A 24,930-nucleotide genomic window follows, 5' to 3' on the forward strand; every position below is an offset into this window, starting at 1 on the left:
ATTTTTTACAACTTTTTCACAACACCACCAGTTGGCTCAGGTAAAGCACCGGCCCTGTGGGTTGGCCTGTGGGAGAGCCGCCCACAGGTTCAAGGCTCACCGCCAATTGCTTGCCACTGTAGGACGATGGCCAGGCCAGGGTGCGGCTGCCCGCCTGCGGCAATAACCCCAACGACAATGGCCCACTGGTGCTGCTGACCAACCACAGCTGGTAATCTTTGTCGGGATTGGCCACCTCACCCAGCGCTTTTACCTGCAATTGCTGGCCTTGGCGTTTCACCGCCCACAAGGGTTGCGATTGACCGCCCTGGATCACCGCCACCTGAGGCGAGAGGGGCGCACCGGGTTTGGCCCATTGCCAAGTCAGCAGCACCGCCAACACGATGGCGGCGGCAGCCATCCACCAACTGGGCCGCGGGGCACTGTTGGCAGCGGGGGCGATTTGGTGCTGCAAGCGCTGCCAAACCCGCTCTGGCGGGGAAAGCTCAGGCACCAGTTCGTAACAGGGCGCCAGCCGCTGCTCCCAGTAAACCAGGGCCTGGCGGGCGCCTTTTTCGCTTACCAGCAGGGTTTCGAAGCGGTCCCTAGCCCGGCCACGCAAGGTGCCCAGGAAGTAGTGCCCCGCCAACAGCTGGATCAGTTCTGGATTTCGGTATCTTTGGTTTGCAGGCATTGTTGTAGTCTCATCAGGCCTCGGCGGATCCAGCTTTTTACTGTGCCCAGGGGCTGGTCCATGCGCTCGGTGATCTCCAGGTGGCTAAAGCCGTGAAAAAACGCCAGCCACAAGCTGCGGCGCTGGCGCTCGGCCAGTTGCCCCAGGCATTCATTGATATGGGCTTTAAGTTCCTGGTGCTGCCATTGCTCGCTTTGCTCCGGCGCGCCGCTGGCTAGCCAGTCTTGCTCTATTGGCACTTCACCATGGCGCTTCTCGGCGCGCAGCGCGTCCAGGCAGCGATACCGGGCAATGGCCATCAGCCAGCTCATCACCGTGCCCAACTCAGGCTGGTAACGTTCTGCCTGGTGCCAGATCTTCAGATAGGTGTCTTGCATCAGATCGTCGGCGCGGGCCCCCGGCCCCACCATGGACACGCAAAGCCCGTAAACCTTGCCAGAGGTGATGCGGTAAAAGTGGGAAAACGCCGCCTTGTCCTTGCGGACGATGCCGGCCATTAACTGCGGCAAACTGGTGTTTTCTTGCATAAGGGTTCCTTGCTGTTGGCCATATGAGCCTAGTTGCCTTCAACTCGAACAACCAACATCTTGATTACAAAAGAATCACCAGGCGGCCTACGGTTAAGACCCAACAATGGTTTACAGCCAGGTAACATTTGAGGGAGCATATCGGCAATCAGCCCTGTCTATCGCCCCATGAACCCAGAACAACTTCGCCAAGAAATCGCCCAGCTGCGCCGGGAAAACGCCCGCTTAAAGCGCCTTGCCGCCGACACCAAGGAAAAGCTCGATGCCGCTCTGGACGGCACTGGCCTGTGCCTTTGGCAGCAGCATGTGCCCAGCGGCAAGCTGGTGATCTTCAACCGCCGCTGGGGCGCCATGCTGGGTTTTGAGCCCAAGGAGCTTAACGCCCACTTTGATGTCTGGCGCGACCGCCTGCACCCGGACGACCGCGACCAGGTGCTGGCCGCCTTTCAAAGCCACCTCGATGGCGACAGCCCCTTTTACCAGGTCATGCACCGGATGCTGGGCAAAGACGGCACCGTCACCTGGGTGCTGGACCGGGGCCGAGTGGTGGAGCGGGATGAAAACGGCAAGCCTCTGCGGGTAATGGGTACCCATATCGACATCACCAAGGAAAAGGAATACGAGCTCAAACTCGCGGAGCTTGCCCATCAAGACCCGCTCACCGGCCTTGCTAACCGCAGCGCCCTGGCCAAGGACTTTGCCAGGCTCAAGGCCGCCGGCCCGCTGTGCCTTGCCTTTATCGACCTTGACGACTTCAAGACGGTGAACGATAACCTCGGCCACCGCAGCGGCGACGAGCTCTTGATACAACTCACCGAGCGGTTACTGGCCTTGCTGCCAGAAGACGTGTGCCTGGGCCGGATAGGAGGCGATGAGTTTGTGATGCTGTTGCCCCTGGACGCCGCCAGCCCCGCCCTTGAAACACTGGCCCAGCACTGCATCGACGCCCTGGAGCCACCTTTTGAGCTGGATAACGGCCAGGCGCGGGTTGGCATGTCCATCGGCATCGAAAGGGTGACGGCGGATGACAGCTTCAACGAAGTGATGGTCAGAGCCGATCTGGCCATGTATCAGGTCAAAAAGGCCGGCAAGCACGGCTTTCAGTGCAACCGCTGAGGCTGGCGATATCCGCCAAAATGCGGCAACAACCACAACCCCAGATTAAGCGTCGCAAGAAAAACAAAGTAAAAACAAAACATTAACAGCTGGCACGGGCATTGCTCTGATACCTTCTTTTTGCGAAAAGGACGTCCCATGAGCCTGCCACTTATCGCCCTCGCTTTAACCCTCACCGCCGAGCCGCCTCTAGAGCTGCGCATGGACCACTTCATTGACAACCTGCGCCAGGACTTTGCGGTGCGCTCAGGCATGGCGGTGGTGATGGTCAAGGGCGATAAGGTGATATACCGGGGCAACTTCGGCTATGCCGACATTGCCGCCCAAAAGGCGGTGACAGACGACACCCGCTTTTATATCGCCTCCATCACCAAACCGCTGTTTACCCTGGCCTGGTTGCAGGCCAAAGGCCCGCAGAGCCTCAACAGCACCCTAGCCGAGCAGTTCCCGGCCATTCCCTTTGCCCCAGCCATTGAGGCAGATAAAGTCACCGTCAAGGAGTTACTGACCCACAGCGCCGGGCTCAGTGGCGACTTGCTGGAAAACGCCGTAGCCATTACCGGCCTGCACGACCAGCCCCGGCGCCGCCAGATGCTGAGCCTGCTGACAGTCAACCCGCAGGCGCCCCGTGGCCAGTTCCAGTACACCAACCTGGGTTACGACATTTTGGGCGAGGCCCTTAGTCCCGACTGGCAGCAGGTGCTCACCGACCAGGTGCTTCGCCCCCTTGGCATGACCCACACCAGCGCCTCGGTACCGGCCGAGGCGGCCCTGCCCTATTCCTTTTTCAGCGCCCAGCGTTACCAGCCCCTTTACCTGAAAAAGACCCAACAGACCCTGCACCCGGCCGGCGGCGTTTTTGCCACCAGCGGCGATATGGCCAAGCTGTTGGCGGCAGAACTTAACCAGGGCCGGATTGATGGCCGCCAGGCCCTGCCGGCCGGCATCATCGCCCTGAGCCAAACCCCGGCGGTCAGCCTTGAGGCAAAAAGAGGCGACTTTGCCCGCACCGCCTACGCCCTTGGCTGGTATGTGGGCCAGTACAAGGGCCATCGCACCTACCACCATTTCGGCAGTTTTGACGGCTTTCGCCCACATCTGTCTTTTATGCCCGGCGCCGGGCTTGGCTTGGTTATTCTCGATAACGAGAGCGAGCTTAACGACAAGCTCACCGACCTTATCGCCGATTACGGCTACGGCCTGATGCTGGGCGAGGCGCACCTCGATGCCCGCCTTGGCCAACGCCAGCAGGCCCTTAAGGCCATGGTCTTTGGCTACCGGCAAAAGCTGCTGGCAAAGGAAGAGGCTTACCGGCAGCGGCCATATCAGTTCAGCCAAGACCCCAGGCGCTACACCGGCCGCTACCACCACCCGCTGGCGGGGGATATCGTCGTTACCGGCTCCCTTGCCAAGGGCTTTCACCTCAGCTGGGGGCCACTGCACTCGGCTGTTACCGCCTATGGCGAGCGCGACAGTATCAGGGTCAAGCTGCGCCCCACCCACCCCCAGGTGGTTCGATTTGAAGTAGCAGATGGCAAGGTCAACGCCCTTTTGCTGGGCGGTATGCGCTTTGAAGCGTTGGCGCTTAACGAATGAGCCCCGGTTTGCCCCCGCTCAAAGCCGGTATGGCGCAATGCCAAGGCGTAAGTAGGCGGTAAGTCTCGCCACCCCAAGATAGGTGCATCAACGCCAACAACAGGATTGTCTCAATGCACCGCTCTTACCTATCCGGCATGACTGCCGGGTTATCGCTGTTGACCCTCGGTTTTATCCAAATGGCCGCTGCCACGCCAAGCACGACGCAAGAGGCAGCAGAGTCTCATTGGAGGCTTGGGATAGGCGCCTCGAGCAAACAAAAGGCCTACAAGGACATCGACCGTAAAAACAGGGTGTTGCCACTGGTTAGCTATGAAAACCGCTATATCCAATTGCAAGGCCCAGAACTCGCCATCAAACTGCCGAAACCAGGGCCAGAGGGCAACAGCCTACTCAAAAACTTGCTGGAAAATGCCATCGAACATGCCCCGCCCCACTCCCAGGTGCAGGTCGCTCTTTTACCACACGAACTTAGCGTGCGTGATTGGGGAGCAGGGGTAGATGAAAGCCAATTGCCGCACCTTTTCGAGCGCTTCTGGCGAGGCGCCCATCGCCGTGACCGCGGCGCTGGCCTTGGCCTTGCCATTTGCCAGGAGATAGCCCTCGCCCACGGTTGGCACCTAGCGGCATCCTGCCAAGAGCCGGGGCTGCTAATAACGTTAACCGTCGCCTAAGCGGTTAGAGAAAAGCACCTCACAAGCAGCCCAAGCCCCGCAGGCTTTCCTCGACCGCCTGGTGCAGCGGCGTGTGCGGCTCAGCGCCCAACAGCGCTTGCAGCTGGCTGTTATCCAGGCGCACCGGTTGCTGCCACAGGTAACGCATTTCATTGAGTTCGCGCAGCGTTTCGTTAAAGAGCCCCAGCGCTGGTACCCATGCCCAGGGAAAACCCGTCATCTTTGGCGCTTTGCCGGTGTAACGGCGCGCCACATCGGCAATGGCATTGGCCATCTGCTTACCATCGCTATCCCAATGCCCTTCAAAATGCAGGTTGGAAAAAGCAGGCAGCTGCTGGCGCTTTACCAGTACCTCAACCATGGCTTTAGCCAGATCAGGCAGATAGGCCCATTGATGGCCGCAGCTACCGGGGTTGACCACCCGGGTCACCGCTTTGCCGGGGCGCACCCATTGGGCAAACCAGTTATTGCCTGCTCGCGGGCCGAAAAAGTCTCCTGCCCGCACCACAATGGCCTGCCCGCCTTCATCGGCAAAGGCTCGGAGCCTCTGTTCCATTGCCACCCGGATAACCCCTTTGCGGGTAAGTGGCTGCTGAGGCGCCGCTTCATCGATCAATGGAAAGCTGTCCGGCCCGTAGTTATAAAGTGTGCCGGGTAGTAACACCGTCGCCTTCTGAGCCTTGGCCGCCGCCAGGGTGTGCTCAAGCATTGGCAGGGCCAGGCCCGCCCAGTTTTTATAGCCCGGCGGATTCACGGCATGCACTATCACCTCGCAGCCCTTGGCGGCCTTGGCAACCGCGCTGGCATCCATGGCATCGCCCAGTAACCAATGCACGGCAGGGTGCTCGCCAACCACTTGCCGCCGGGCCAAAGCGCTGACCTGCCAACCGGTATCAGCCAAGTGACGCGCCACTTCACCGCCAATACCGCCAGTCGCTCCCAGCACCAACACCTTGCTATTGCTCATCATTTTTCTCTCATCAATACGTTCAGCACTAGGCTAACGCCCGGACTGAACAAACAAAATTGACGAAAACAAATGAGCAGCCATACATTAATGCATGGATGAAAATATCAGCTGGGAACGGTATCGCTCCTTTTTGGCGGTGATGCAGCATGGGTCACTTTCAGCCGCGGCCCGTGCATTGGGTAGCACCCAGCCTACCCTCGGCCGCCATGTGGCCGCCCTCGAAAAACAGTTGGGTCTGGTGCTGTTCACCCGTACCCAAGGCGGCTTGGTGGCCAGCAAAGAAGCGGCCGCTTTACTGCCTTACGCCAAGCAAATGGCCAGCACAGCGGCCGCTCTTAATCGCCTGGCAAGCAGTCAAGGTAAGGTGGTGCAGGGAGTGGTGCGTGTTACCGCCAGTGACATTATCGGGGTGGAATGGCTGCCGCCGGTGTTAAGCCGCCTTAATGCACAGCACCCCCGCCTACAGATTGAATTGGACCTTTCCGATCACCCCCAGGATCTGCTGCACCGGGAGGCCGACATTGCCGTGCGCATGTTTCGCCCCACCCAGACACAACTGATCGCCCGCAAGGTCGGCAACATTCCTCTTGGCCTTTACGCCAGCCCCCACTATGTGGCCAGGCGCGGCAAGCCATCGCGAATACAGGACTTGGCGCAGCACGCTCTGGTGGGATTCGACCAAACCACCGGTTTTATCCGCCAAGCGGGTAAAAAACTGGCCGTCACCAGCTATGACCGCGCACGCTTTGCCCTTGCCTGCGACTCCAACGTGGCACAAATGGCGATGATCAAAGCCGGCCTCGGCATTGGCTTTTGCCAGGCTCCCCTCGCCGAGCGATATCATTTGGAGCCGGTACTGGCAGAGCAAATGGGCCTTGCACTGGACATCTGGGTAGTGATGCACGAGGACCTCAAATCCAGCAAAGGCTGCCGCGCCGTGTTTGACGCCCTGGCAGAGGGGCTTGCCGAACCTGGCGATTATTCCTTGTAGTAAACCACCTGGTTGGTAGTAACCAGCAGCTCGCCATCGCTGCTCCAAAGCTCGGCGCTCTGGTCGAAATAACCGTTGTAAAAACGGTGGGCACGGGCTTCACCCAGCAGGTATTGCTCGCCCTGGCGGGCAAGGGTGTTGGCGTCGGCGTGAAAGATAATGTTCATGGACACGGTACCGATCAGGGCCGGGCCCTGGCGGCGCACGAAAAGCCGTGGAAAGAAGATGTCGCTCAGGGCGGCCAGGGCCGGAAAATCCAGCGGTCGTGGCGGGTTGTCCCTGGCCCAGAGCAGGGTGTCGGAGCAATGGGGCAGCCGCGCTTCGGCCTGGGGCATAGGCGCGATACCGCCGCGCACCAGGCGCAGATCGTAATTGGCAAAAAAACCAGGCAGCCCCGGCACCTTGGGCATGGCCGGCACCGACTCACTACGCGGCGCGCCGGGGTAAGGCGTTTGTGGCGCCGACCAGGTTTCGCGGCGCGTGGCAAAGACGGCGGTGGCGGTCAGGGCTACCTGGCCCTGCTGGCTCAGCTCCACGTACCAATGCTGGGTTGAACGGTTGGTGCGCACCGCCTTGGCATCCACCGTAAAGTCGCCGTCGGCCACCGGGGCCAGGAAGTTTACCGTCAGCGCTACCGGTTCGCCCTGGCACTGTGGGTGCTGCAGCACCGCCTTTAGCATCACACCAGCCAGCACGCCGCCAAAGGGGCCGACCATGTTGGCATAAGGCGCGGTGGTTTGGCCCTGGTAATGGCCGTTACTGCCGGTAAGGCGGATGGCGTTATCAAAAGGGTGGCTGAGGGGGCTTGCGGAACTGTCCATGATGGCCTCGGTGAAGGTTCTAAAACTACCGTATTGATAGTCACTCATCCGATGAGTCAAGTCAAACCAGGTAGAGGAATAGCGGACACAAAAAAGGGGCCATCAAGGCCCCTTTTCATTTGTTGGCGTTTAAGGCTGCTGACGGGCTTTTTTCACTTGTTCGGCCGTGACCTTGCCTTGCTGGTCACCAAAATGGGACAGCACGTAGTTGGAGATGGCGGCGATGTCCTTGTCGGAGTAAATCGCGCCAAAGCCCGGCATGAACTGGGTCGCGCCGCCCACTTTGAGCTGGGTACCGTTGAGGATCACCTGCACCAGGGCGTTGCCTTCGGGGTCGTTCACCGCATGGCTGCCTTTAAGGGAAGCGTATTGTGTCTGACGACCGGCACCGTCCCACTGGTGGCAACCGGCGCAGTCCCCTTCAAACAACAGCTTGCCACGGTTGTCGGCGGCCATGGCGGCGTTGGCCGGCAGCACGGCGGTGGCGCCTTTGAGAGTGGCCGGGTCCAGGTTTACCTCGCCGCTGCCTTCACTGGTGCGCGGTGACACGCTGCGAAGGTAGGTGACCAGGGCATGGATGTCGCTCTGGGTCAGGTACTGGAGGCTGTGCTCTACCACTTCGGCCATGGGGCCAGCGGCGGAGCTGCGGCCTGGGGCATGGCCACGGGACAGATAACCGGTCAGTTGGGCGTCGGTCCAATCGCCTAGGCCGTAAGCGTCGTCTGAGGTGGTGTTGTACGCCTTCCAGCCTTCAATCTCGGCGCCGGCCAGGTAGTCATGAGACTTGGTGGCAAAGCCGATATTGCGCGGGGTGTGGCACTCGCCGCAGTGGCCAAGGGCCCCGGCCAGATAGGCGCCTCGGTTCCAGTCTTCGCTCTTGGCCGCATCGGGCTGATAGCGCTTGGCATCGAGGAACACTGCGTTCCAAAACGCCATGCCCCAGCGCTGATTGAAGGGGAACGACAGGGTATTGGCAGGGGTAGCTTGCTTAACCGGCTCCAGGGTCATCAGGTACTTTTTGATGTCCAGCACGTCCTGGCGGCTCATTTGCACATAGGAGGTGTAGGGCATGGCCGGGTACAGACGGCCGTGAGAGCCGACCCCTTCGCGCACAGCGGCCACAAAGGCGTCGTCGCTCCAGTTACCGATGCCGGTTTCCTTGTCCGGGGTCAGGTTGGTGGCGTAGATGGTGCCAAAGGGCAGCGCAAAAGCGCGGCCTCCGGCGTAGGGCTTACCGCCGTCACGGGCGGTGTGGCAGGCCACGCAATCGGCGGCCTTGGCTAAGTACTCGCCGTGGCTCATGGCGCCGTTAAGGTCGGCTGGTACGCCGGCAACCGGCGGCACGGGGTCGGCGCCACGCGGGGCAAAGTGGCCGTAGGCCAACAGCCCGCCAGCCACGACCACCACCATCAATACCGCGCTACCCAGCAGTTTTTTCCATTTCATTGTCAGCTCCTGGGCCTGTTAAAGGTCGACTTCGTTGCCAAGGGGCAACTTGCGTGGGTATTTGCCGGTTAAGGACGCCAGGGCGTTGATCACCGCCGGCACCAGAGGCGGCACGCCGGGCTCGCCGATACCGGTGGGGTGCTCGGTAGAGGGCACGGCGTACACTTCCACCGCCGGCATGGCGTTGATGCGCAGCACCGGGTAGGTGTTGAAGTTGCCCTGCACGATGCGGCCTTTGTCCAAGGTGATCTCTTGGCGCAGGAACGACAGCGCAAAACCAATGCCCCCTTCAACCTGGCTTTCGAGGATGCCCGGGTTAATAACCTGGCCGCAGTCCACGGCGCAGTACACCTTGTCGACGCTGTAGGAGCCGTCGGCTTTGAGGGTGACTTCCGCTACCTGGGCCACGATGGTGTTGAACGACTCGCGGATGGCAATGCCGCGGCTACGGCGGTCACCGTTGATGCCGCTTGCAAGCGGTTTGTCCCACCCGGATTTTTGCGCCACCAAGTCCAGCACCGCCAGCATCTTGGGATGCTCCTTGAGCAAGGCGCGGCGGAACTGATAAGGGTCTTTACCGGCCTTGCGGGCCGCCTCGTCAATCAAGGTTTCCCCCACCACCCCGGTGTGGGTATGGCCCACCGAGCGCATCCATTGCACCGGCAGTTTGGTGCCGGGAATGTGCTGCTCCACCAGCAGGTTGGGCACGGCATAGGGCAGATCGTTGGCCCCTTCCACCAGGTTGTCGTCCACCTTGGTGGTGGGCAGGCCAAAAAAGCTGTCTCCCACCACGCGCCAGCGCCAGCTCACCAGGTTGCCGTCTTTGTCCAGCACCAGGCGGGTGTCGTGTACTGTCATCGGCCGGTATTGCAGGGCGCGCATGTCGTCTTCGCGCATCCACACCAGCTTGATGGGGGCCATGATGTTCTGTTGCTGGGCCACCTTGACGATACGGGCGCCTTCAATCACGTAGTCGCAGCGCGGGTTGGCGCGGCGGCCAAAGCTGCCACCGGCATAGAGCTGGGTGATGCTCACCTTGTCCAGCGCCAGCCCAAGCTCTTTGGCCACGGCGGCGCGATCGGCGGTGTGCCACTGCTCGCCGTTCCACACATGACAGCTGTCACCGTCCTTGTGAATGAGTACGTTCATGGGCTCCATGGGGGCGTGGGCAAGATAAGGCAGCTCGAATACCGCAGCGATTTCCCGGCCGCCGGCCGGCACCGCATCGGGCTGGGTGCCGCGCTCCACCACCTTGGTGCCGGTGGTGGCGCCCAGTTTTTTAAAGTCGCTAAAGAGGGCCTCGGAGCTGACCGGCGCCTTGGTATCTTCTACCCAGGTGATCTCCAGGGCGTCGCGGCCCTGCTTGGCTATCCAGGTGTTTTTGGCCAGTACCGCCACGCCGCCCTGGATGATGTCGTCGCCGGGAATTTCCAGCACCGCCTCAACACCGGCGATGGCCTTGGCCTTGCTGGCATCGACCTTCCCTACCTTGGCAAAGAGTGTCGGGGGGTGGGCGATGACCGCCACCAGCATGCCGGGGACTTTGATGTCCTGGGTGTAGATGGCGCTGCCATTGACCTTGGCGGGGATATCCACCCGAGCCATGCTGTCGCGCTTGCCGATTTTGGTAAAGGCGGCGCTGTCTTTGAGTTTGACGCTGGCCTCATCGGGCAGCGGCAAGGTGCTGGCCAGGGCTACAAAATCGCCATAACCGGCGCTTTTGCCAGAGCCGGCGTGGCTTATCACCCCGTCTTTCACGCTGAGGCTGGCGACATCCACCTTCCAGGTTTTGGCGGCCGCTTGCAGCAGCATCAGCCGGGCCGAGGCGGCCGCTTTACGCATGGTGTCCCAGGCGCCGCGCATGGCGGTGCTGCCGCCGGTGCCTTGCACAACAAAGCCGATGGCGGCCAGAACCGGGTTGGCATAATCCTTCACGTCGGCCGGCGCCGCTTCCACTTTCAGTTGGTCCGGGCGGATATCCAGCTCTTCGGCGGCCAGGGTGGCAATACCGGTGAAGGTGCCCTGGCCCATTTCCAGGTAGCTGGAGATAACAGTCACCAGGCCATCTTTACCGACCCGGATAAAGGCGTTGGGCACAAAACCCAAGGGGCTATCTTGCTCGGCGGCCAACGCCACCGGGCCTTTGAAACTGACCGCCAGGGTCAGGGCGCCAAGCCCTGCCAGGAACTGGCGGCGAGAGACGCTAAAGCTGGCAGCGCCCTCGGCAGGGGTTTCCATCAGATGGTCTTTTTTGATGCTCATGATTTCAGGGCCTCTGCTGCTTTATGGATGGCGGCACGAATGCGCGGATACGCAGCGCAGCGGCAAATGTTGCCGCTCATGGCAGCATCAATATCGGCGTCTGAGGGGTCGGCTTTGTGGCTGAGCAGCGCCATAGCAGACATGATCTGCCCGGACTGGCAGTAACCGCACTGCGGCACCTGTTCTTCTACCCAGGCGGTCTGAATGATTTGGCCAATCTTGTCTTTTTCAGCCGCCTCGATGGTCACCACGTTCTTGCCGACCACGGCGCTCACCGGGGTCACGCAGGAGCGCAGCGGCAAGCCGTCGACATGCACGGTGCAGGCACCGCAAAGGGCCATGCCGCAACCGAACTTGGTGCCGGTAAGGCCAATTTCGTCTCGCAAAAACCACAGCAGCGGCATTTGCGGGTCGCCATCAAAGGCTGCAGGTTGACCGTTGATTGTAAAATTCATCATCTCGCTGACCACCTTGTACTTTTGGAATTAAAACGGAGTTAGCTGTTTGGCATCCAGCTTATTACCAGCCACTGTTGCAGTGACCCTAACCGGTTACAGGTATAAGCCAAGGCGCGGCGTTAATCACCCGTGCCTCGGCTGTAAAAAGAACAGATCCTGAGCAGATACGGCATTGAAGCAGCCAACTGTCCGTGCCAGCAACAGGCAGGCTACACACCTCGGCCATTACGACCCTTAATAATAATATGAAAACCAACTGGTTATCTTGCCGACAACAGACAATGCCGTTATGAGGGAAATTCATTAATCAGTGCACTTAAGGCTTAATACCTTAGCGCAAAAAAATAACCTCATTGTTACTGTCACGGTAACGCCGTGATACCGAAAACAATTAACGATAATTGTTTTCATTTGCGGAGATATTAAAAAGCATTGGCCTGCCAATTAAATAAAGGCCCTTGTGGCAAGGGCTCTGCACTCTCGACTCTCTGCCTGTCAAATACAGCCTAGCTATTTGAAAATACAGATTTTCAAGGCATTATCGGCGGGCATCTTCAAAGGAACCGGTAAATGGAACTTACCCGCCCAGCCTCGTTTACACGCCGTGTTATCCCACTGTCTGCCCTGTTGGGCTCAGGCCTTAGTGCCTTATTTACCCTGGCAAACCTCACCGGCTTTTACTGGGCAAAGGACGAAAAAGACGCCCTCTTCACCCTGGGGCTGAGCCTTGGCTGCGCATCCTGCAGCTACGGTTTTTGGTGGATCCACCGCTACAGTCACCCCAAAAAACGCCCCATCCATGCAGGTTAACCCTATGAACAATAAAAAATGGCTCCCTCTTCTTTTGTGCCTCTTGGCCACCGGCTGCGCCCAACAAAGTACGCCCAAAGCCAGCCCACAAAACCGGCCGCTGGGGCTAACCCCATACCAGACCATCTGGCGAGCAGCCGAGGTGGCGCCAAAGGGCTTTCCCGGCCGCTTCGAGCTCACCGTCAAGGCCGTGGGCATGGTCCATGGCTATTTGTATTTGAACTCCGAGCTGGATTACCGCGACCAGCGCAGCATCAGTATCGAGATCCCGCCCAAAGTGGCCAAGCAGCTGCTGGATAACGGCAAGCTGAGCCCAGAGCCGCTTTTTATTGGTAAAACCTTGCTGGTGGACGGCTTTGCCAGCCGGGTACGCATCGACATTAACCCCGATAAACCCGGCGCCAAAAAGCTCTATTACTACCAGACCCACGTATTGGTGAAAGACCGTCGCCAAATACAGGTGCTGGCCAGCCAATGAAACCGGGGCTGGGGAAGTGGCTGGCGCTCCTTGGTTACCTTGTGGGCAGCGCCGTCCTTTATTTCACCTTTATCTATCAGCTCGGCTTTCCCGACGGTTTTATCTCCGAGCTTGGCCGCCGCCAACGGGCCTGGGCCTGGGGCGTTATTGCTGCCGGCCTGATGGTGATGCTGGCGCCCTGGCTAAGGGGCAGGCAAAGCGGCCACTGGCAAGGCCTGCTGGCCCTTGCCGTGGCGGCAGCCTTGCTGTATTTGCTGCTGCCCATGGCCTGAGGAAAGTTGCTATCATGGCCAGCTGCGTAGCAACCGAGGTTATCCATGAAACGCGAAACGGTGATCCTGCTTCACGGCCTGGCCCGCACCCACAAGTCCATGTGGAAACTGGCAAGAGCCCTGGATAAGGCCGGCTTTCATGTCATCAACCAAGGTTATGATTCCAGGCGAAACGATATTGCCTCCCTGGCCCAGCAGGTACTGCCAGAGGCCCTGAGCCAGGTTAAGGCCGGCCATCGCATCCACGTTGTTACCCACTCCCTTGGCGGCATCTTGCTGCGCCAGTATCTCAAGTACCACCCCATCCCCCTGCTAGGAAGGGTGGTGATGCTGGGCCCGCCCAACCAGGGCTCCCAGGTGGTGGACAAGCTTAAAAAGCTGCCGGGCTACTTTGCCCTTAACGGCCCGGCCGGGATGGAGCTTGGCACCGACGGTATCGTCACCCGCCTGGGGCGGGCCAACTTCGAGCTGGGGGTCATTGCCGGCTCGCGCAGCATCAACCCGTTTTTGTCGATGCTGCTACCCGGTGCCAACGACGGCAAGGTCACGGTGGCCAGCACCCGCCTTAAAGGCATGAAGGCGCATCTGACCCTACCCGTTACCCACCCGATGATGATGCAAAACCCTCAGGTGATAGCGCAGGTGCTGCACTTTCTCCTGTTCGGCAGATTTGATAAATAAAAGACGGACGACAACAAGGATAAACGTCATGCAAAAACCGCCGTTATCGCTGTGGGTGCTGGATCTTTTAGGGTCGATGCTGCTGGCTCTGGGTATTGCCGACCATTTTGGCGACAAATCCTTGGTACCGGCGGCGCTGCAATTTCCGGGCTATGGCATCGTGTTGATGGTGCTAGGGGCGGCCTTGGTGCTGCCTTATATCGTCTGGCTTATCCGCCGCCAGCGCGCCGCCAAATGAGCCGTTCCATCTATGAGGGCTTTGCCACCCTGTACGGGCAGAGGGTCAGTATCAGCCCCTTGGGCAAGGCCGATCTTGTCGCCTTCACCCGCTACCGGGCCGAACCGGCCATTGCCCGTTACCAGGGCTGGCAGGATTACCAGCTGAGCGACGCCGAGGCCCTTTTTGCCGGCCAGTGCGCCCTGCCCTTTCCCCACCCTGACAGCTGGTACCAACTGGCTATTCATGATGCCGGCGGCGAGCTGCTGGGCGATCTGGCGCTCCATTGGCTCACGGCGCAAGAAGCGGAAGTGGGCTTTACCCTGGCTCCGGCCAGCCAAGGCCAAGGCTATGCAAGCGAGGCCCTTAAGCTGCTGCTGGCCTGGCTGTTTGGCCAAGGCTGCCTGAGCGTCACAGCGGCGGTGGATACCCGCAACGTCCCCTCTTACCGGCTGCTAGAGCGCTGCGGCTTTACCCGCACCAGTTGCCATAAGGATGCCGCCTTTTTCAAAGGCGAGTGGTACAGCGAGTATCACTACCGGCTTGAGCGCCACCACTGGCAGGGCGCGGGTGATAAAACTTCACATAAAACTTAACAATTTACTTGTAAGCAGTCTTTTTACTGCGTTTAAAATAGCGCCTTCTTATTCCACGGAAGGCTGCCATGTCCTTTACCGCCCCTGTTGTCCTTAGCGGGCAGAAAGTCCAGCTTGAACCTCTTGCCAGCGAGCACCTTGACGGGCTGCAACAAGCGGCACAAGACGGTGAAGTCTGGCGCCTTTGGTACACCCGGGTGCCGCACCCCGCTGAAATGGGCGCTGAGATCGCCCGCCGCCTTGCCCTGCACCAGGCCGGTACCATGTTGCCCTTTGCCCTGCGCCGCCAAGACAACGGCGAGCTTTGCGGCATGACCACCCTGATGAATATCGATACCCAGAACCACAGGGTAGAGATAGGCTCGACCTGGCTTGCCGCCAGCGCCCAAAGCACCGGCATCAACAGTGAAGCCAAGTTGCTGCTGCTCGGCCACGCCTTTGACACCCTGGGCTGCATTGCCGTGGAATTTCGCACCCATTTTATGAACCACAAATCTCGGGCCGCCATCAGCCGCCTGGGGGCCAAGCAGGACGGCATACTGCGCAACCACCAGTTGATGCCGGATGGCAGCTACCGAGACACCGTGGTGTTCTCCATTATCCAAAGCGAATGGCCGGCGGTGCGCCGCAACCTCCATCACTTGCTGGGACGCCGCCTTGAAGATAGTTAAAACGGACCCGCTGAGCCCCATTGCTACCGAACTGATGGCCGAGCTCAGCGAAGTGCTGGCCACCATTACCGGCAGCAGCGGCACCAATTCCTTTGATGTTACCGACATCAAGCATCCCGACGCCCTCTTTGCCCTGGCTTTTGATGACACCGGCCGCCCCATCGGCTGCGGCGCCCTGCGCCCCTTAGAGCACGGCATAGGTGAGCTTAAGCGCATGTATGCCCGCAGCGGCACCCAAGGGGTGGGCCGCGCGCTGCTGGCCTTTTTGGAAGAGCGCGCCAGGGAGCTTGGCTATCGCCAGCTGTGGCTCGAGACCCGCAAGGTCAACCAGCGGGCGGTGAATTTCTACCAAAGCAGGGGCTATCAGGTCATCAACAACTACGGCCGCTACCAGGGCCGAGACGACGCCATCTGCTTTGCCAAAGACATCCGCCTATCCATCAAAAAACAAACACCTTAGGAGTACGCAATGAAACAAGGACGTTTACTGGCACTGGCCATGCTTATGGCTAGCTCAGCCATGGCCGCCCCAACCCCCGAACAAGCCTCACCCAATGCCAACCCCGCCAAAGTCTGGCTCGAAGAGGGGCAACTGCACTACGCAGGGGTGATGGGCAGTGAAGCCGTAACCCAACTTGCCAAGCTTTATGAAACCACCACGCCAAAGCCCGACACCTTGGTGATAAGCAGCGGCGGCGGTGATGTGAAGACGGGCATAGCGCTAGGCGAGTGGGTTTTTGACAACCATTTGTCGGTACAAATCGACCGGGGCTGCGCATCTTCCTGCGCCAACTACGTGTTCCCGGCAGGCAAGCGCAAAATCATTCCTAAAACAGCCGTACTGATGTTTCACGGCGGCATATCCAAGACCGAGTGGGGGCCGATGCTGGCCGATGTCCATTTTCCAGAGGGTATATCCGAGCAACAAAAAGCGGCGGCCCTGGAAGATATCAAAAAGAGGCTTGCTGATGACGCCCCAAAGCAAGCGGCCTTCTTTAAAAAGATCGGTGTTAACGAGGCCCTTACCTGTTACGGCCACCATAAACCCTACATCGAGACGATGGAGAGTGATGACCACTATGTTGGCTGGCGCTACGACGTAGCCACCCTGGCCCGTTTTGGGGTAACCAATGTCGAGGTACTCAACCCACCCTGGCAGCCCAAAGCCCTGAGAGATGGCGCCTTGGTTTACACCATCCACCTTGATCCCAACCAAGGCGAACCCTCGCCCGATAACCTGACTTGCGCAGCACGGTAGACCTTTAATGAAAAAATGGATTTTCGCACTATTTTCCCTGGTTATATGCAGCCAAGCCCTGGCGGTAGACACCGCCACCATGACTGACGAGCAGTATGACCAGTGGGCCCAAGGCGTCTGGAACAAACTGGACCGCCAAACCGGCACCATCACCTTGCCAAACGGCGTGGCCACCCTAGAGGTGCCCGATAACTTCTATTACCTCTCCCCCAAAGATGCCGAAACGGTGCTGGTGGATGTGTGGGGTAACCCGCCGTCTCAAACCCTGGGCCAGGGTATGTTGTTCCCGGCCGGTACCACGCCCTTTGACGACGATAGCTGGGGCGTCACCATCGACTACGAGCAAGACGGTTATGTCTCTGACAGCGACGCGGCCGACATCGACTACGACGATCTGCTTGGCAGCATGAAAAAAGACGTGGCCGATGAAAGCGCCCAGCGCGAGAAAAACGGCTACGGCGCCGTTGCCCTGGTGGGCTGGGCTGAGAAGCCCTACTACGATGCGGTGAGCCACAAGCTTTACTGGGCCAAGGAAATGAATTTTGACCACAGCGACACCAACACCCTGAACTTCAATATTCGGGTGCTGGGCCGCAAAGGGGTACTGGTGCTCAACTTTATCGCCGGCATGGACCAAAAAGCGGAGATCGACCGTAACCTCGACACCGTACTGGCCATGGCCAACTTCGATGAAGGCGCCCGTTACCAGGACTTCAACCCCGAGTTCGACAAAGTGGCGGCCTACGGTATCGGCGGCCTGATCGCCGGCACCGTGCTTACCAAAACCGGCTTTTTCGCCGCCGCCCTGTTGCTGGCGAAAAAGTTCGGCGTGTTCCTGCTGGCAGGCCTTGCCTGGCTGGGCAAGAAGATGTTCGGCAAGAAAAACGCCACCAGCGAATAACCTCCAAGCCCGCTGCTGCGGGCTTTTTTATACCCGCCTTTTTCCCGCACCGCTCCGGCCGTCCTTAACAGACAGCCACTAATTGTGCCCATGTTCAGGCCAGGCGCCTTAGGCTTGGCACACTATTCATGCAAAAGGAGCGTCGCATGCCACAATCCCCCTTACTGCCCATGACGGGCCTGCTCTGTGCCCTGGCCCTGGCGGGCTGCGCCTCAGCCCCCGAAACGCCTGTCTCCACCCTTGATGCCAGCAAAAGCGTCACCCTCACCGGCGAACTAAGCTACCGAGCTCGCATAGCCCTGCCGCCTCAGGCCTACGCGCTGGTGGTGGTGCGTGACAGCGCCGGCCAAGTGGCCGCCCAAAGCCAGTGGCGCCTCGGCGGCAAGCAGGTGCCGCTGCCCTTCACTGTAACTTTGCCCGCCCACAGCCAAGGGCCTTATCGCCTAGAAGGGAGTATTTTCGTCAGTGGCCGCCCGGCCTGGGTTGCCGAGCCCAAAAGCCTGACGCCCCTTGCCAACCAAGAAAACCTGGGGACACTTGAGTTGCAGGCGGCGCCCCCCGGCGCCTTTGCCAGCCAACTGCAATGTGGCAGCCATCAGGTGCAGGTGAGCTTTACCCCCACCCAGATGCAAATGACGGTGGATAACACCCGCTACGCCATGGCCCAGGTGCGCGCCGCCTCCGGCGCCCGCTATGAAGCCACAGACCAGCCCGGCACCGTGCTTTGGAACAAGGGCAGCGACAACTGGGTCACAGTCAAGGGTAAAGCCCTGCCCGAGTGCCAGAGCGTGGGCGAGGCCAACACACTGGCCCTGACCGACCAAAGCTGGCAAGTCGATAGCGTGAACGGCCAGCAGGTGCTGGATAACAGCGAGGTCAGCGTCACTTTCGGCAGCGACGGCCGGGTGCTGGGCAAGGCGTCATGCAACGCCTTTTTTGGCAGTTACGATGTCAGCGGCGATCGTCTCACCCTTCATGGCCTGGCCAGCACCCAAAAGGCCTGTGTGCCGGCGCTGATGACCCAGGAGCAGCAGTTCTTGCAAGCCCTGGGGGACGCCCAGCATTTTGCCTTTACCAACAGCGGCGAGTTGCTGCTCTACGGCCCAAACGGCGCCAGCATCAAAGCCGAGCTGAAAAAAGAGTGAAAAAAAGGCCCGCACTTGGCGGGCCTTTTTTGTGGGCGGCTTACTTGCCTGCGTACAGGGCGCGGGGGCGAATAAGGCGCGGGTCCTGGTTGAACTCGTAGAAGTGCGCGGCCCAGCCCACGACCCGGGAACAGGCAAAGAGGGCGGTGAAGAAGCGCTCTTCAATGCCAAGGGCCAGATAGACGGCGCCCTTGTAGAACTCCAGGTTGGCGTAAATTTCTTTGTCTTTCTTGGCAAATTCCACCTGGCAGGCTTCTTCTACCGCCACCAGGGTCTCCATCAGCTCTTGGTACTGGGTGCCTTCACAGAAGTGGCGGGCCATGGGCTTGAGGATGCCGGCGCGGGGGTCGAGGCGGCGATATTCGCGGTGGCCCATACCCATGATCTTGACCTTGTTGGCCAGGGCGTCGCTAACCCAGGCCGCCGCTTTGTCGGGGCTGCCGATGCTGCGGGCCATCATCACTGCCGCTTCGTCGGCGCCGCCGTGGAGCGGGCCTGACAGGGCGCCAAGGCTGCCACCCACACTGGCGGTGAGATTGGCCTTGGTGGAGGCCACGACGCGGCCAGCAAAGGTGCCGGCGTTGAAGCTGTGGTCCATTTGCAGGATTTGTACGGTTTCAAGGGCGCGCACCGCGTGGGCGCTGGGCTGCTCGCGGTTGAAGGCGTACAGCAGTTTTTCACAAAACCCAAGGCCCTCTGGCAGCTCAACCACGGCGCCAAACTGGCAGAGGTTATGCCAGGTGCGCACCACAGCCGATTGCTTGGCCGCCAGGACCATGGCCGCTTCCAAGTGAGCGGGAATAAAATCGGGCAACGGCTGGCGCGCCTTAGTGTCGGTAATGGGGGCCAGGGCTTGGAGCACCGCCATGGGGTGCAGGTTGCGGCCCAGTTGCTCCAGTACCCGAAGCTCTACCGGGCTCAGTTCTGATTCGCTGGCAAGCCAAGCGTCAAGGGTCTTGGCCTCGGTTTCGCTCAGTTCGGTGTCGGCCAGTACCAGGGCGATAACGGCGGCCAGGGATTGTTTGCTCAGCTCGTTGATGTCTTTGCCGCGGTAGCTCAGGCGGCCGATGTCGCCTTCCACGTTGGAAATGGCTGTTTTGCCAACCAGCACCCCTTCAAGGCCAATGTTGATTTCGTCTGTCATAGGGTCCTCGCACGATGTTTTATGGGTCTACTTATCGGAGTGCCGATATTAAAGGCCCTCTAAAGTTGTTAATCTAATCAAACTAAATAACCATTCGATTAGGCAAACTTATCATGCGATTGGAAACCGGCGAGCTGCGCACCTTCCACACCCTGGCCCGCACCGGCGGATTCAGGGCCGCGTCCAAGGAGCTTTTTTTGACTCAGTCGGCGGTCAGCCAATCGATAAAACAGCTCGAGGCCAAGCTCGGCCAGCCGCTGGTTACCCGCGACCGGCCCATCAAGCTCACCGCCGCCGGGCGCCGCCTGTACCGCTACGCCGACGACGTATTGCGCCAAGAGCAGCTGGTGCTGGGGGACCTGGCTCGCCTGGCCCGGGGCGCCAATCAGCAGCTGAGCGTGGCCATCGACAGCACCAACAACCGCTTTGCCGGCCCCGATCTAATCGCCCAATTTTCCAAACAGTGGCCGGAGACCCGCCTTCGGATCATCGAGCAGCCGTCGCGGGATATTGTGCAATCGGTGATGAGCGGCGAGGTGGAGCTGGGCCTTGGCCCCTTCGAAACGCGGATGCGCCAGTTCGAGACCATCGCCATTTACGAAGAAACCCGGCGGCTTTTGATAAGCCCGCGCCACCCGCTGCACCAAGAGGTGATGACCCCGGCCCAGCTGCGCCAGTTGCCGTTGGTGGTGTCGTCCCTCGATGAGCCAGACCAGCGCCCCTACCCGGATAAACTGCGTGACCGCTTCCAGATGATCTGGCAGATCTCCAGCCTTAACCTGCGCCTTAACCTTATCGACCGGGGCCTGGCGGTGGGCTACATCTCCGACAAGGTCACCATGGAGCTGCCCCAGGTGCAGCACTTGCGCGCCTTGGAAGAATTCGACTTTGCCGCCATCCAGCGCCAAGTGGGCTTGTTCTTTCGAAAAGGCCGGGATCTGAGCCCGGCGGCGCTGGATTTTATCGGCGTGTGCAAGGATTACTGGCAGCCCTGAGCCGGGCCGCCGCTGGGTTAGTCCTTATGAGGGTATGGCAGCTTGATATGGCCGTAGCGGATCACCAGCACCGTGGCCGCCAGGATAAAACCGGCCCCCGCCACCGAAAGAATGCGCCAGTTGTCCATCTCCTTCATATCGAGGATGAGGTAACGGGCCAGGGCCACAATGGCAATATAAAGGGGCATGCGGATGGGCAATTTACCCGACTCGAGATACAGCGACACCATCGCCAGCACTTCAAGGTAGATAAACAGCAGCAGCAAGTCGGCCAGGGTAACGGCCCGGGCATCGACCATCAGCCACACCTCGGAGACGATCAGGATAAGGGTGGCTAACGCCACAATTAACAGAACCAAATCCTGCACCAATGCCAGGCTGTCTTTCCCCCAGGTTTGCAAGCGGTTCATACGCAGTCCTTATCTTGAAAAAGGTGACGTCTTCACCCTACTGGCAGCTTGAGGCACAATCAATCGATGTTCGCTAAAGTTGCCGGTTAAAGCCGTCGCTCCTTACTCTTCGTTGCCATGAAAACAGGTGTATCGTGAATAACCTCAAGCGCCGCCAGCAATTACGCCACCCGCTTCGTCACCCTATCCCGGTTTTAGTGCGCCATCGCAGCCTTCGCCGCAGTGATGTACATGTGGTGGAAGGCTTGCTTTTGGATGCCAGCGAGCAAGGCATGGGGGTGTTGGTGATGGAGCCGGTAGAGCTGGCCAGCCGCTGCACCATCGAGGTCTGCGACGAGGACAAACCGTCGCGGTTTCGCGGCGAAATTTGCTATGCCACCAAGACCGAATACGGCATCCGCTTAGGCATCGAGCTGGACGACGACGGCAGCGCCCGCTTTTTGGGATATCTGGGCGAGATCAGCGCAGAGCTCGAATAAGCCACTACACTGGGTCATAAAACTGCCTGTAACGGGAAAGCTGATGACCCATAAGTTTCGCCAGCAGCAGCGCCGCGCCCTTTTTACTCCCCTCCCCGTCCTCTTAATAAACGGCGACCATACCGCCGAGGGCATGCTCTTTGACGCCGGAGAAATGAGCATGGGGGTGGTAGTGATGGACGGCTACGACCAACCCAGCCGCACCTGCACCATCGAGATTTGCGACGAAACCAGCCCTTGCTGCTTCAAGGGCGAGCTTTGCTACATCTCTGACACCGACTACGGCACCCGCCTTGGCATCGTGCTCTTTGACGACAACGACCAGCCCCTGCTCGATTACCTCGACACCATCGGCGCCACCTTGCGATAAAAAAGCCCGCATCAGCGGGCTTTTTTATTTGCGGCTCAAATGGACCGTGATCTCTTCGCGGTCATAGTAAAGATGCTTGGCCGCTAGGCGATAAGGCACACCGGCTTTATCCAGGCGCTCGTAAATCAGCTCCAGGCATTCTTCAACGGTGTGAAAACGGCGTTTTACCGGCAATTTGAGGTTGAAGATGGCCTCGATACACCATTCGTCGATAAACCAGTCGCACATCAGGTTGGCCACCCTCTTGGGGCTTTCAATCATGTCGCACACCAACCAGTGCACGTTGTGCTTTTTGGGCAGCCATCTAAAGCCGTCATCACGGATGTGTTTCACCTGCCCGGTATCGAGCAGTTTCTGGTCCATGGGGCCGTTGTCGATGGCAGTGACCATCATACCCTTTTGCACCAGCTGATAGGTCCAGCCACCGGGAGCGGCGCCCAGGTCCACGGCGTTCATCCCCGACTCCAGGCGTTTTTCCCGCTGGGTTTTCGACAAGAAATAATGGAAGGCTTCTTCCAGTTTCAGGGTCGAGCGGCTGGGGGCGTCCTTGGGAAACTTCAGGCGCATGATCCCCATCAGGTGCGGGTAATGGTTCTTGGGCTGGGAGTAGCCGATAAAGGCGCTGTCGGTACCGGTAAAGCAGACGTGGAGCACCGGTTTGTCGCTGCTGTCTTTGGCGGTGAGCTTGCCGGCCTTTTTGAAGAAGGCCTTCATCGGCGTGGCGATGGAGCGGCAAAGGCGGTTGAGCTCTTTACCCTCGTTGGTGTCGAGGCTCTCCACCCACAGCTGGCCGCATTCGGGCAGATCTTCGGCCGCCGCCATGTACAGGGGGTTTAGGCGATCGTCGGTAGACATCTCCAGCACCTGGGGCGCTACCCGGATCATCTGGCGAGCAAAGATAAGCTTGTTGACCGGCAGTTGGTTGAGCAGCTTGGCGCTGTCGCCCGGCTCGTAGCACTCGAACAGCACATAGCCGGTGTTGCCCTTCACGCGGGCAAAACCGTACACCTCGCGCTCGGCGGCGCGAACCTCGATTTCCTGAGCGCATTCCCCTTCAAAGCCGGGGCGGCAGTAGAGCAAAAGGTGCTTCACACATTCTCCTTGAGGGCGGCCACCAGCAAAGCCAGCCAGCCCAGGATCAAACAAAGGCCCCCAAGGGGAGTAATGGGACCGAAAAACTTGATGCCGGTCAGTCCCAGCAAATAGAGGCTGCCGGAAAACAACAGCACCCCGGCCGCCATCAGCCAGCCGGCAGCGCTGAGCCAAGGGCTGGTCATGCGTCCGGCCAGGACCACTAGGCCCATCATGGCCAGGGCGTGAATAAGCTGATAGCGCACCCCGGTTTCCATTACCGCCAGCATCTCGGCGCTCAGGACTTTTTTAAGACCGTGGGCGGCAAAGGCCCCCATGGCAACACCGGTGGCGCCATACAGGGCGCTCAGCATGAGAATAATGCGCATCAGCAGTGCTCCTTGATAAAACGCAGCATGGCGGCAACGGCCTCGGCCAGGTTACCGGCCTCGGTATGGCCGCTGCGCTTACGGGGTTTGAAGCTGTGGTCGCCATCGGCCAAAAACTGCAGCTCGGTGCCCAGTTTATAGCCGGCCACCTCATCGCGGGCGCCAAAGGTATCCCGCTCCCCCTGCAGGATCAAGGCCGGCACCGGACAATTTTCAATGGGCGCCAGGCGCAGCTTGTCGGGCTTGCCGGGGGGATGAAAGGGATAACCCAGGGCCATTACCCCCTTAACCTGCTGACCAGCCTCAAAAAGCTCGGCGGCAAGGGTCATCGCCACCCGGGCGCCGAGGGATTTGCCTGCCAAAAACAGCGGCTCGCCCTGGCAATGCTCGGCCATGGCCTCAACCAGCACCGGCATCTTATCCGGGGGCCTAGGCTTACCGGCGGCAATGGCCTTTTGCATGTAGGGAAAATCAAAGGTCACCACCTCTACCCCACCCGCTTCAAGGCCGGCTTTTATGCTTTGCATAAAGGGGTGATGCTGCCCGGCGCCGCTGCCGTGGGCCAACACCAGCTTAGCCCGTGACATGCACGTCCTCCGGCAGCAGCTTTTCTTCCTCGACCTTCACCAACGACAAGATCCAGTCGCGAAAGGCCGCTATCTTGCCCTGCTCGGCCTGGGACTGCTGGCACACCAGGAAATAGGCGTTGGGGGAGCGCAGCACTTCTTTGAAGGGGCTGATAAGGCGCCCGGCGGTGATGTCGGGCTCGGCCAGCACCGAGTGGGCCAGCGCCACCCCTTGGCCGTACATGGCCGCCTGCAACACCATGGCCGAGTGGGAGAAGATCGGCCCCTGGTTAACCTTGATAAGGTGCGACAGCCCCAGGTGCTTGACCCAGGTTTGCCAGGCTTTGCGGCTACCGTCATGCAAGAGGGTGTGGTTGGCCAAGTCTTCCGGCTTTTCCAAAGGTTTGGTACCGGCCAGCAGCAAGGGGCTGCACACCGGGATAAGGTACTCGGTTTGCAGCCTGTCGGCCCTCAGCCCCGGCCAATAGCCGCGGCCGTAGTAAATGGCGATGTCCACATCGTCGGTCAGGCCGCCTTCTTCGGTCTCGGTGGCCTTGATGCGCACGTCGATATCCGGGTGCGCCTCGGAAAAGCGCGCCAGCCTCGGCACCATCCACTGAATGGCGTAGCTGGGCTGCATGGCCACCGTCAGGGTACCTTTGGCGCTACGGGCCAGCACCCGGGCCGTGGCTTCGGCCAGGCTCGAGAAAATATCCTTGATGTCCAGGTAGTAGCTCTGGCCTTCTTCGGTGAGCAGCAAGGAGCGGTTGCGCCGCTTAAATAGCTTCAGGCCAAGATGGTCTTCAAGGGTCTTGATCTGGTGGCTGATGGCCGCCTGGGTGACAAAAAGTTCTTCGGCAGCCCGGGTAAAACTCAGGTGCCTGGCGGCGGCTTCAAAGGCCTTGAGCGCGTTGAGGGGAGGCAGTTGACGGGCCATGGTTGC

At 59.8% G+C, this 24,930-nt stretch carries 31 protein-coding genes; 18 read left to right on the forward strand and 13 right to left on the reverse strand.

All coding sequences use genetic code 11. The features are described 5' to 3' along the window. Window positions 1-16: 16 nt before the first annotated feature. On the reverse strand, window positions 17-673 hold the full coding sequence (locus EDC28_RS06100) for an anti-sigma factor (protein ID WP_123421008.1): 657 nt from the start codon (window positions 671-673) through the stop codon (window positions 17-19). After that, window positions 637-1,200, reverse strand: coding sequence for an RNA polymerase sigma factor (locus tag EDC28_RS06105; protein WP_050657377.1), 564 nt, complete (start codon window positions 1,198-1,200; stop codon window positions 637-639). Before EDC28_RS06105 ends, EDC28_RS06100 begins: the two co-directional genes overlap by 37 nt. A gap of 168 nt (window positions 1,201-1,368) precedes the next feature. On the opposite strand from EDC28_RS06105, the gene EDC28_RS06110 reads away from it, so the two are divergent. From EDC28_RS06110 to EDC28_RS20440, 3 genes are all read left to right on the forward strand, one after another. Beyond that, on the forward strand, window positions 1,369-2,316 hold the full coding sequence (locus EDC28_RS06110) for a sensor domain-containing diguanylate cyclase (RefSeq protein WP_123421009.1): 948 nt from the start codon (window positions 1,369-1,371) through the stop codon (window positions 2,314-2,316). A 138-nt stretch (window positions 2,317-2,454) separates the two neighbouring features. Beyond that, window positions 2,455-3,912, forward strand: a complete 1,458-nt coding sequence (locus EDC28_RS06115; RefSeq protein ID WP_123421010.1) for a serine hydrolase domain-containing protein — start codon at window positions 2,455-2,457, stop codon at window positions 3,910-3,912. 113 nt (window positions 3,913-4,025) lie between these two features. Further along, window positions 4,026-4,586, forward strand: coding sequence for an ATP-binding protein (locus tag EDC28_RS20440; protein WP_123421011.1), 561 nt, complete (start codon window positions 4,026-4,028; stop codon window positions 4,584-4,586). A 19-nt stretch (window positions 4,587-4,605) separates the two neighbouring features. Here EDC28_RS20440 and EDC28_RS06125 read toward each other — a convergent pair whose 3' ends face one another. After that, window positions 4,606-5,556, reverse strand: a complete 951-nt coding sequence (locus EDC28_RS06125) for an NAD-dependent epimerase/dehydratase family protein (RefSeq protein WP_123421012.1) — start codon at window positions 5,554-5,556, stop codon at window positions 4,606-4,608. Window positions 5,557-5,647: 91 nt separating this feature from the next. Between EDC28_RS06125 and EDC28_RS06130 the strand changes: the two genes are divergently transcribed. Beyond that, the gene (locus tag EDC28_RS06130; protein WP_123421013.1) at window positions 5,648-6,547 is read left to right on the forward strand and encodes a LysR family transcriptional regulator; all 900 of its coding nucleotides are present in this window, start codon (window positions 5,648-5,650) and stop codon (window positions 6,545-6,547) included. Here the strand turns inward: EDC28_RS06130 and EDC28_RS06135 are convergent. From EDC28_RS06135 to EDC28_RS06150, 4 genes are all read right to left on the reverse strand, one after another. Then, window positions 6,535-7,368, reverse strand: coding sequence for an acyl-CoA thioesterase (locus EDC28_RS06135; protein ID WP_123421235.1), 834 nt, complete (start codon window positions 7,366-7,368; stop codon window positions 6,535-6,537). The genes EDC28_RS06130 and EDC28_RS06135 overlap by 13 nt on opposite strands. Before the next feature lie 129 nt (window positions 7,369-7,497). Then, window positions 7,498-8,814 (reverse strand): cytochrome c, encoded by a 1,317-nt coding sequence (locus EDC28_RS06140; protein WP_123421014.1) that lies wholly within the window; start codon window positions 8,812-8,814, stop codon window positions 7,498-7,500. Between the two features lie 18 nt (window positions 8,815-8,832). Next, window positions 8,833-11,076, reverse strand: coding sequence for a xanthine dehydrogenase family protein molybdopterin-binding subunit (locus EDC28_RS06145; RefSeq protein ID WP_123421015.1), 2,244 nt, complete (start codon window positions 11,074-11,076; stop codon window positions 8,833-8,835). Next, window positions 11,073-11,534 (reverse strand): (2Fe-2S)-binding protein, encoded by a 462-nt coding sequence (locus EDC28_RS06150; RefSeq protein WP_050657371.1) that lies wholly within the window; start codon window positions 11,532-11,534, stop codon window positions 11,073-11,075. Before EDC28_RS06150 ends, EDC28_RS06145 begins: the two co-directional genes overlap by 4 nt. Before the next feature lie 570 nt (window positions 11,535-12,104). Between EDC28_RS06150 and EDC28_RS06155 the strand changes: the two genes are divergently transcribed. The 11 genes from EDC28_RS06155 to EDC28_RS06205 all read left to right on the forward strand — a co-directional run bounded on the left by EDC28_RS06155 (window position 12,105) and on the right by EDC28_RS06205 (window position 18,563). After that, a complete protein-coding gene (locus EDC28_RS06155) occupies window positions 12,105-12,344 on the forward strand; it encodes a hypothetical protein (protein ID WP_123421016.1) in 240 nt (79 codons plus the stop codon). Between the two features lie 4 nt (window positions 12,345-12,348). After that, entirely contained in the window at window positions 12,349-12,822 is a 474-nt protein-coding gene (locus tag EDC28_RS06160) for a hypothetical protein (RefSeq protein WP_123421017.1), read from the forward strand. Then, window positions 12,819-13,094 (forward strand): hypothetical protein, encoded by a 276-nt coding sequence (locus tag EDC28_RS06165; protein ID WP_050657368.1) that lies wholly within the window; start codon window positions 12,819-12,821, stop codon window positions 13,092-13,094. Before EDC28_RS06160 ends, EDC28_RS06165 begins: the two co-directional genes overlap by 4 nt. A gap of 45 nt (window positions 13,095-13,139) precedes the next feature. Continuing rightward, window positions 13,140-13,775 carry an alpha/beta fold hydrolase gene (locus tag EDC28_RS06170; RefSeq protein WP_050657367.1) on the forward strand — a complete coding sequence of 212 codons (636 nt, stop codon included), beginning with the start codon at window positions 13,140-13,142 and terminating at the stop codon, window positions 13,773-13,775. Between the two features lie 28 nt (window positions 13,776-13,803). Continuing rightward, window positions 13,804-14,013: a hypothetical protein gene (locus EDC28_RS06175; protein WP_050657366.1), complete on the forward strand. Its 210-nt coding sequence runs from the start codon at window positions 13,804-13,806 to the stop codon at window positions 14,011-14,013. Continuing rightward, window positions 14,010-14,588, forward strand: coding sequence for a GNAT family N-acetyltransferase (locus tag EDC28_RS06180; protein ID WP_123421018.1), 579 nt, complete (start codon window positions 14,010-14,012; stop codon window positions 14,586-14,588). Before EDC28_RS06175 ends, EDC28_RS06180 begins: the two co-directional genes overlap by 4 nt. Before the next feature lie 68 nt (window positions 14,589-14,656). Next, on the forward strand, window positions 14,657-15,259 hold the full coding sequence (locus EDC28_RS06185) for a GNAT family N-acetyltransferase (RefSeq protein ID WP_123421019.1): 603 nt from the start codon (window positions 14,657-14,659) through the stop codon (window positions 15,257-15,259). A 34-nt stretch (window positions 15,260-15,293) separates the two neighbouring features. Beyond that, entirely contained in the window at window positions 15,294-15,719 is a 426-nt protein-coding gene (locus EDC28_RS06190; RefSeq protein WP_336391512.1) for a GNAT family N-acetyltransferase, read from the forward strand. A gap of 9 nt (window positions 15,720-15,728) precedes the next feature. Next, window positions 15,729-16,517 carry a Clp protease/crotonase-like domain-containing protein gene (locus EDC28_RS06195; RefSeq protein ID WP_123421021.1) on the forward strand — a complete coding sequence of 263 codons (789 nt, stop codon included), beginning with the start codon at window positions 15,729-15,731 and terminating at the stop codon, window positions 16,515-16,517. 7 nt (window positions 16,518-16,524) lie between these two features. Next, a complete protein-coding gene (locus EDC28_RS06200; RefSeq protein WP_123421022.1) occupies window positions 16,525-17,418 on the forward strand; it encodes a DUF2167 domain-containing protein in 894 nt (297 codons plus the stop codon). A 146-nt stretch (window positions 17,419-17,564) separates the two neighbouring features. Beyond that, a complete protein-coding gene (locus EDC28_RS06205; RefSeq protein WP_170164046.1) occupies window positions 17,565-18,563 on the forward strand; it encodes an META domain-containing protein in 999 nt (332 codons plus the stop codon). A 40-nt stretch (window positions 18,564-18,603) separates the two neighbouring features. On the opposite strand, the gene EDC28_RS06210 is transcribed toward EDC28_RS06205, so the two are convergent. Beyond that, the gene (locus EDC28_RS06210; protein WP_050657360.1) at window positions 18,604-19,707 is read right to left on the reverse strand and encodes a citrate/2-methylcitrate synthase; all 1,104 of its coding nucleotides are present in this window, start codon (window positions 19,705-19,707) and stop codon (window positions 18,604-18,606) included. Window positions 19,708-19,820: 113 nt separating this feature from the next. Between EDC28_RS06210 and EDC28_RS06215 the strand changes: the two genes are divergently transcribed. Continuing rightward, entirely contained in the window at window positions 19,821-20,702 is an 882-nt protein-coding gene (locus EDC28_RS06215) for a LysR family transcriptional regulator (protein ID WP_050657359.1), read from the forward strand. A 17-nt stretch (window positions 20,703-20,719) separates the two neighbouring features. On the opposite strand, the gene EDC28_RS06220 is transcribed toward EDC28_RS06215, so the two are convergent. Further along, on the reverse strand, window positions 20,720-21,112 hold the full coding sequence (locus tag EDC28_RS06220; protein WP_083445700.1) for a phosphate-starvation-inducible protein PsiE: 393 nt from the start codon (window positions 21,110-21,112) through the stop codon (window positions 20,720-20,722). Window positions 21,113-21,246: 134 nt separating this feature from the next. Between EDC28_RS06220 and EDC28_RS06225 the strand changes: the two genes are divergently transcribed. Both EDC28_RS06225 and EDC28_RS06230 read left to right on the forward strand, forming a co-directional pair. Beyond that, a complete protein-coding gene (locus EDC28_RS06225) occupies window positions 21,247-21,591 on the forward strand; it encodes a PilZ domain-containing protein (protein WP_050657357.1) in 345 nt (114 codons plus the stop codon). Between the two features lie 43 nt (window positions 21,592-21,634). Continuing rightward, window positions 21,635-21,961 (forward strand): hypothetical protein, encoded by a 327-nt coding sequence (locus EDC28_RS06230; RefSeq protein WP_050657356.1) that lies wholly within the window; start codon window positions 21,635-21,637, stop codon window positions 21,959-21,961. 24 nt (window positions 21,962-21,985) lie between these two features. On the opposite strand, the gene rlmM is transcribed toward EDC28_RS06230, so the two are convergent. Genes rlmM through EDC28_RS06250 form a run of 4 tightly spaced genes read right to left on the reverse strand, consistent with a single transcriptional unit; the run spans window position 21,986 to window position 24,924 of the window. Then, complete coding sequence (gene rlmM / locus EDC28_RS06235; protein WP_123421024.1) at window positions 21,986-23,053, reverse strand: 23S rRNA (cytidine(2498)-2'-O)-methyltransferase RlmM; 1,068 nt, start codon at window positions 23,051-23,053, stop codon at window positions 21,986-21,988. After that, entirely contained in the window at window positions 23,050-23,421 is a 372-nt protein-coding gene (locus tag EDC28_RS06240) for a DUF423 domain-containing protein (RefSeq protein ID WP_336391506.1), read from the reverse strand. Before EDC28_RS06240 ends, rlmM begins: the two co-directional genes overlap by 4 nt. Further along, complete coding sequence (locus EDC28_RS06245) at window positions 23,421-24,008, reverse strand: alpha/beta family hydrolase (protein ID WP_050657353.1); 588 nt, start codon at window positions 24,006-24,008, stop codon at window positions 23,421-23,423. Before EDC28_RS06245 ends, EDC28_RS06240 begins: the two co-directional genes overlap by 1 nt. Beyond that, window positions 23,995-24,924, reverse strand: a complete 930-nt coding sequence (locus tag EDC28_RS06250) for a transcriptional regulator GcvA (RefSeq protein WP_050657352.1) — start codon at window positions 24,922-24,924, stop codon at window positions 23,995-23,997. The genes EDC28_RS06245 and EDC28_RS06250 overlap by 14 nt, the downstream gene beginning before the upstream one ends. Between the last annotated feature and the right edge of the window lie 6 nt (window positions 24,925-24,930).

Source organism: Gallaecimonas pentaromativorans, assembly GCF_003751625.1.
Taxonomy (GTDB): Bacteria; Pseudomonadota; Gammaproteobacteria; order Enterobacterales; family Gallaecimonadaceae; genus Gallaecimonas; species Gallaecimonas pentaromativorans.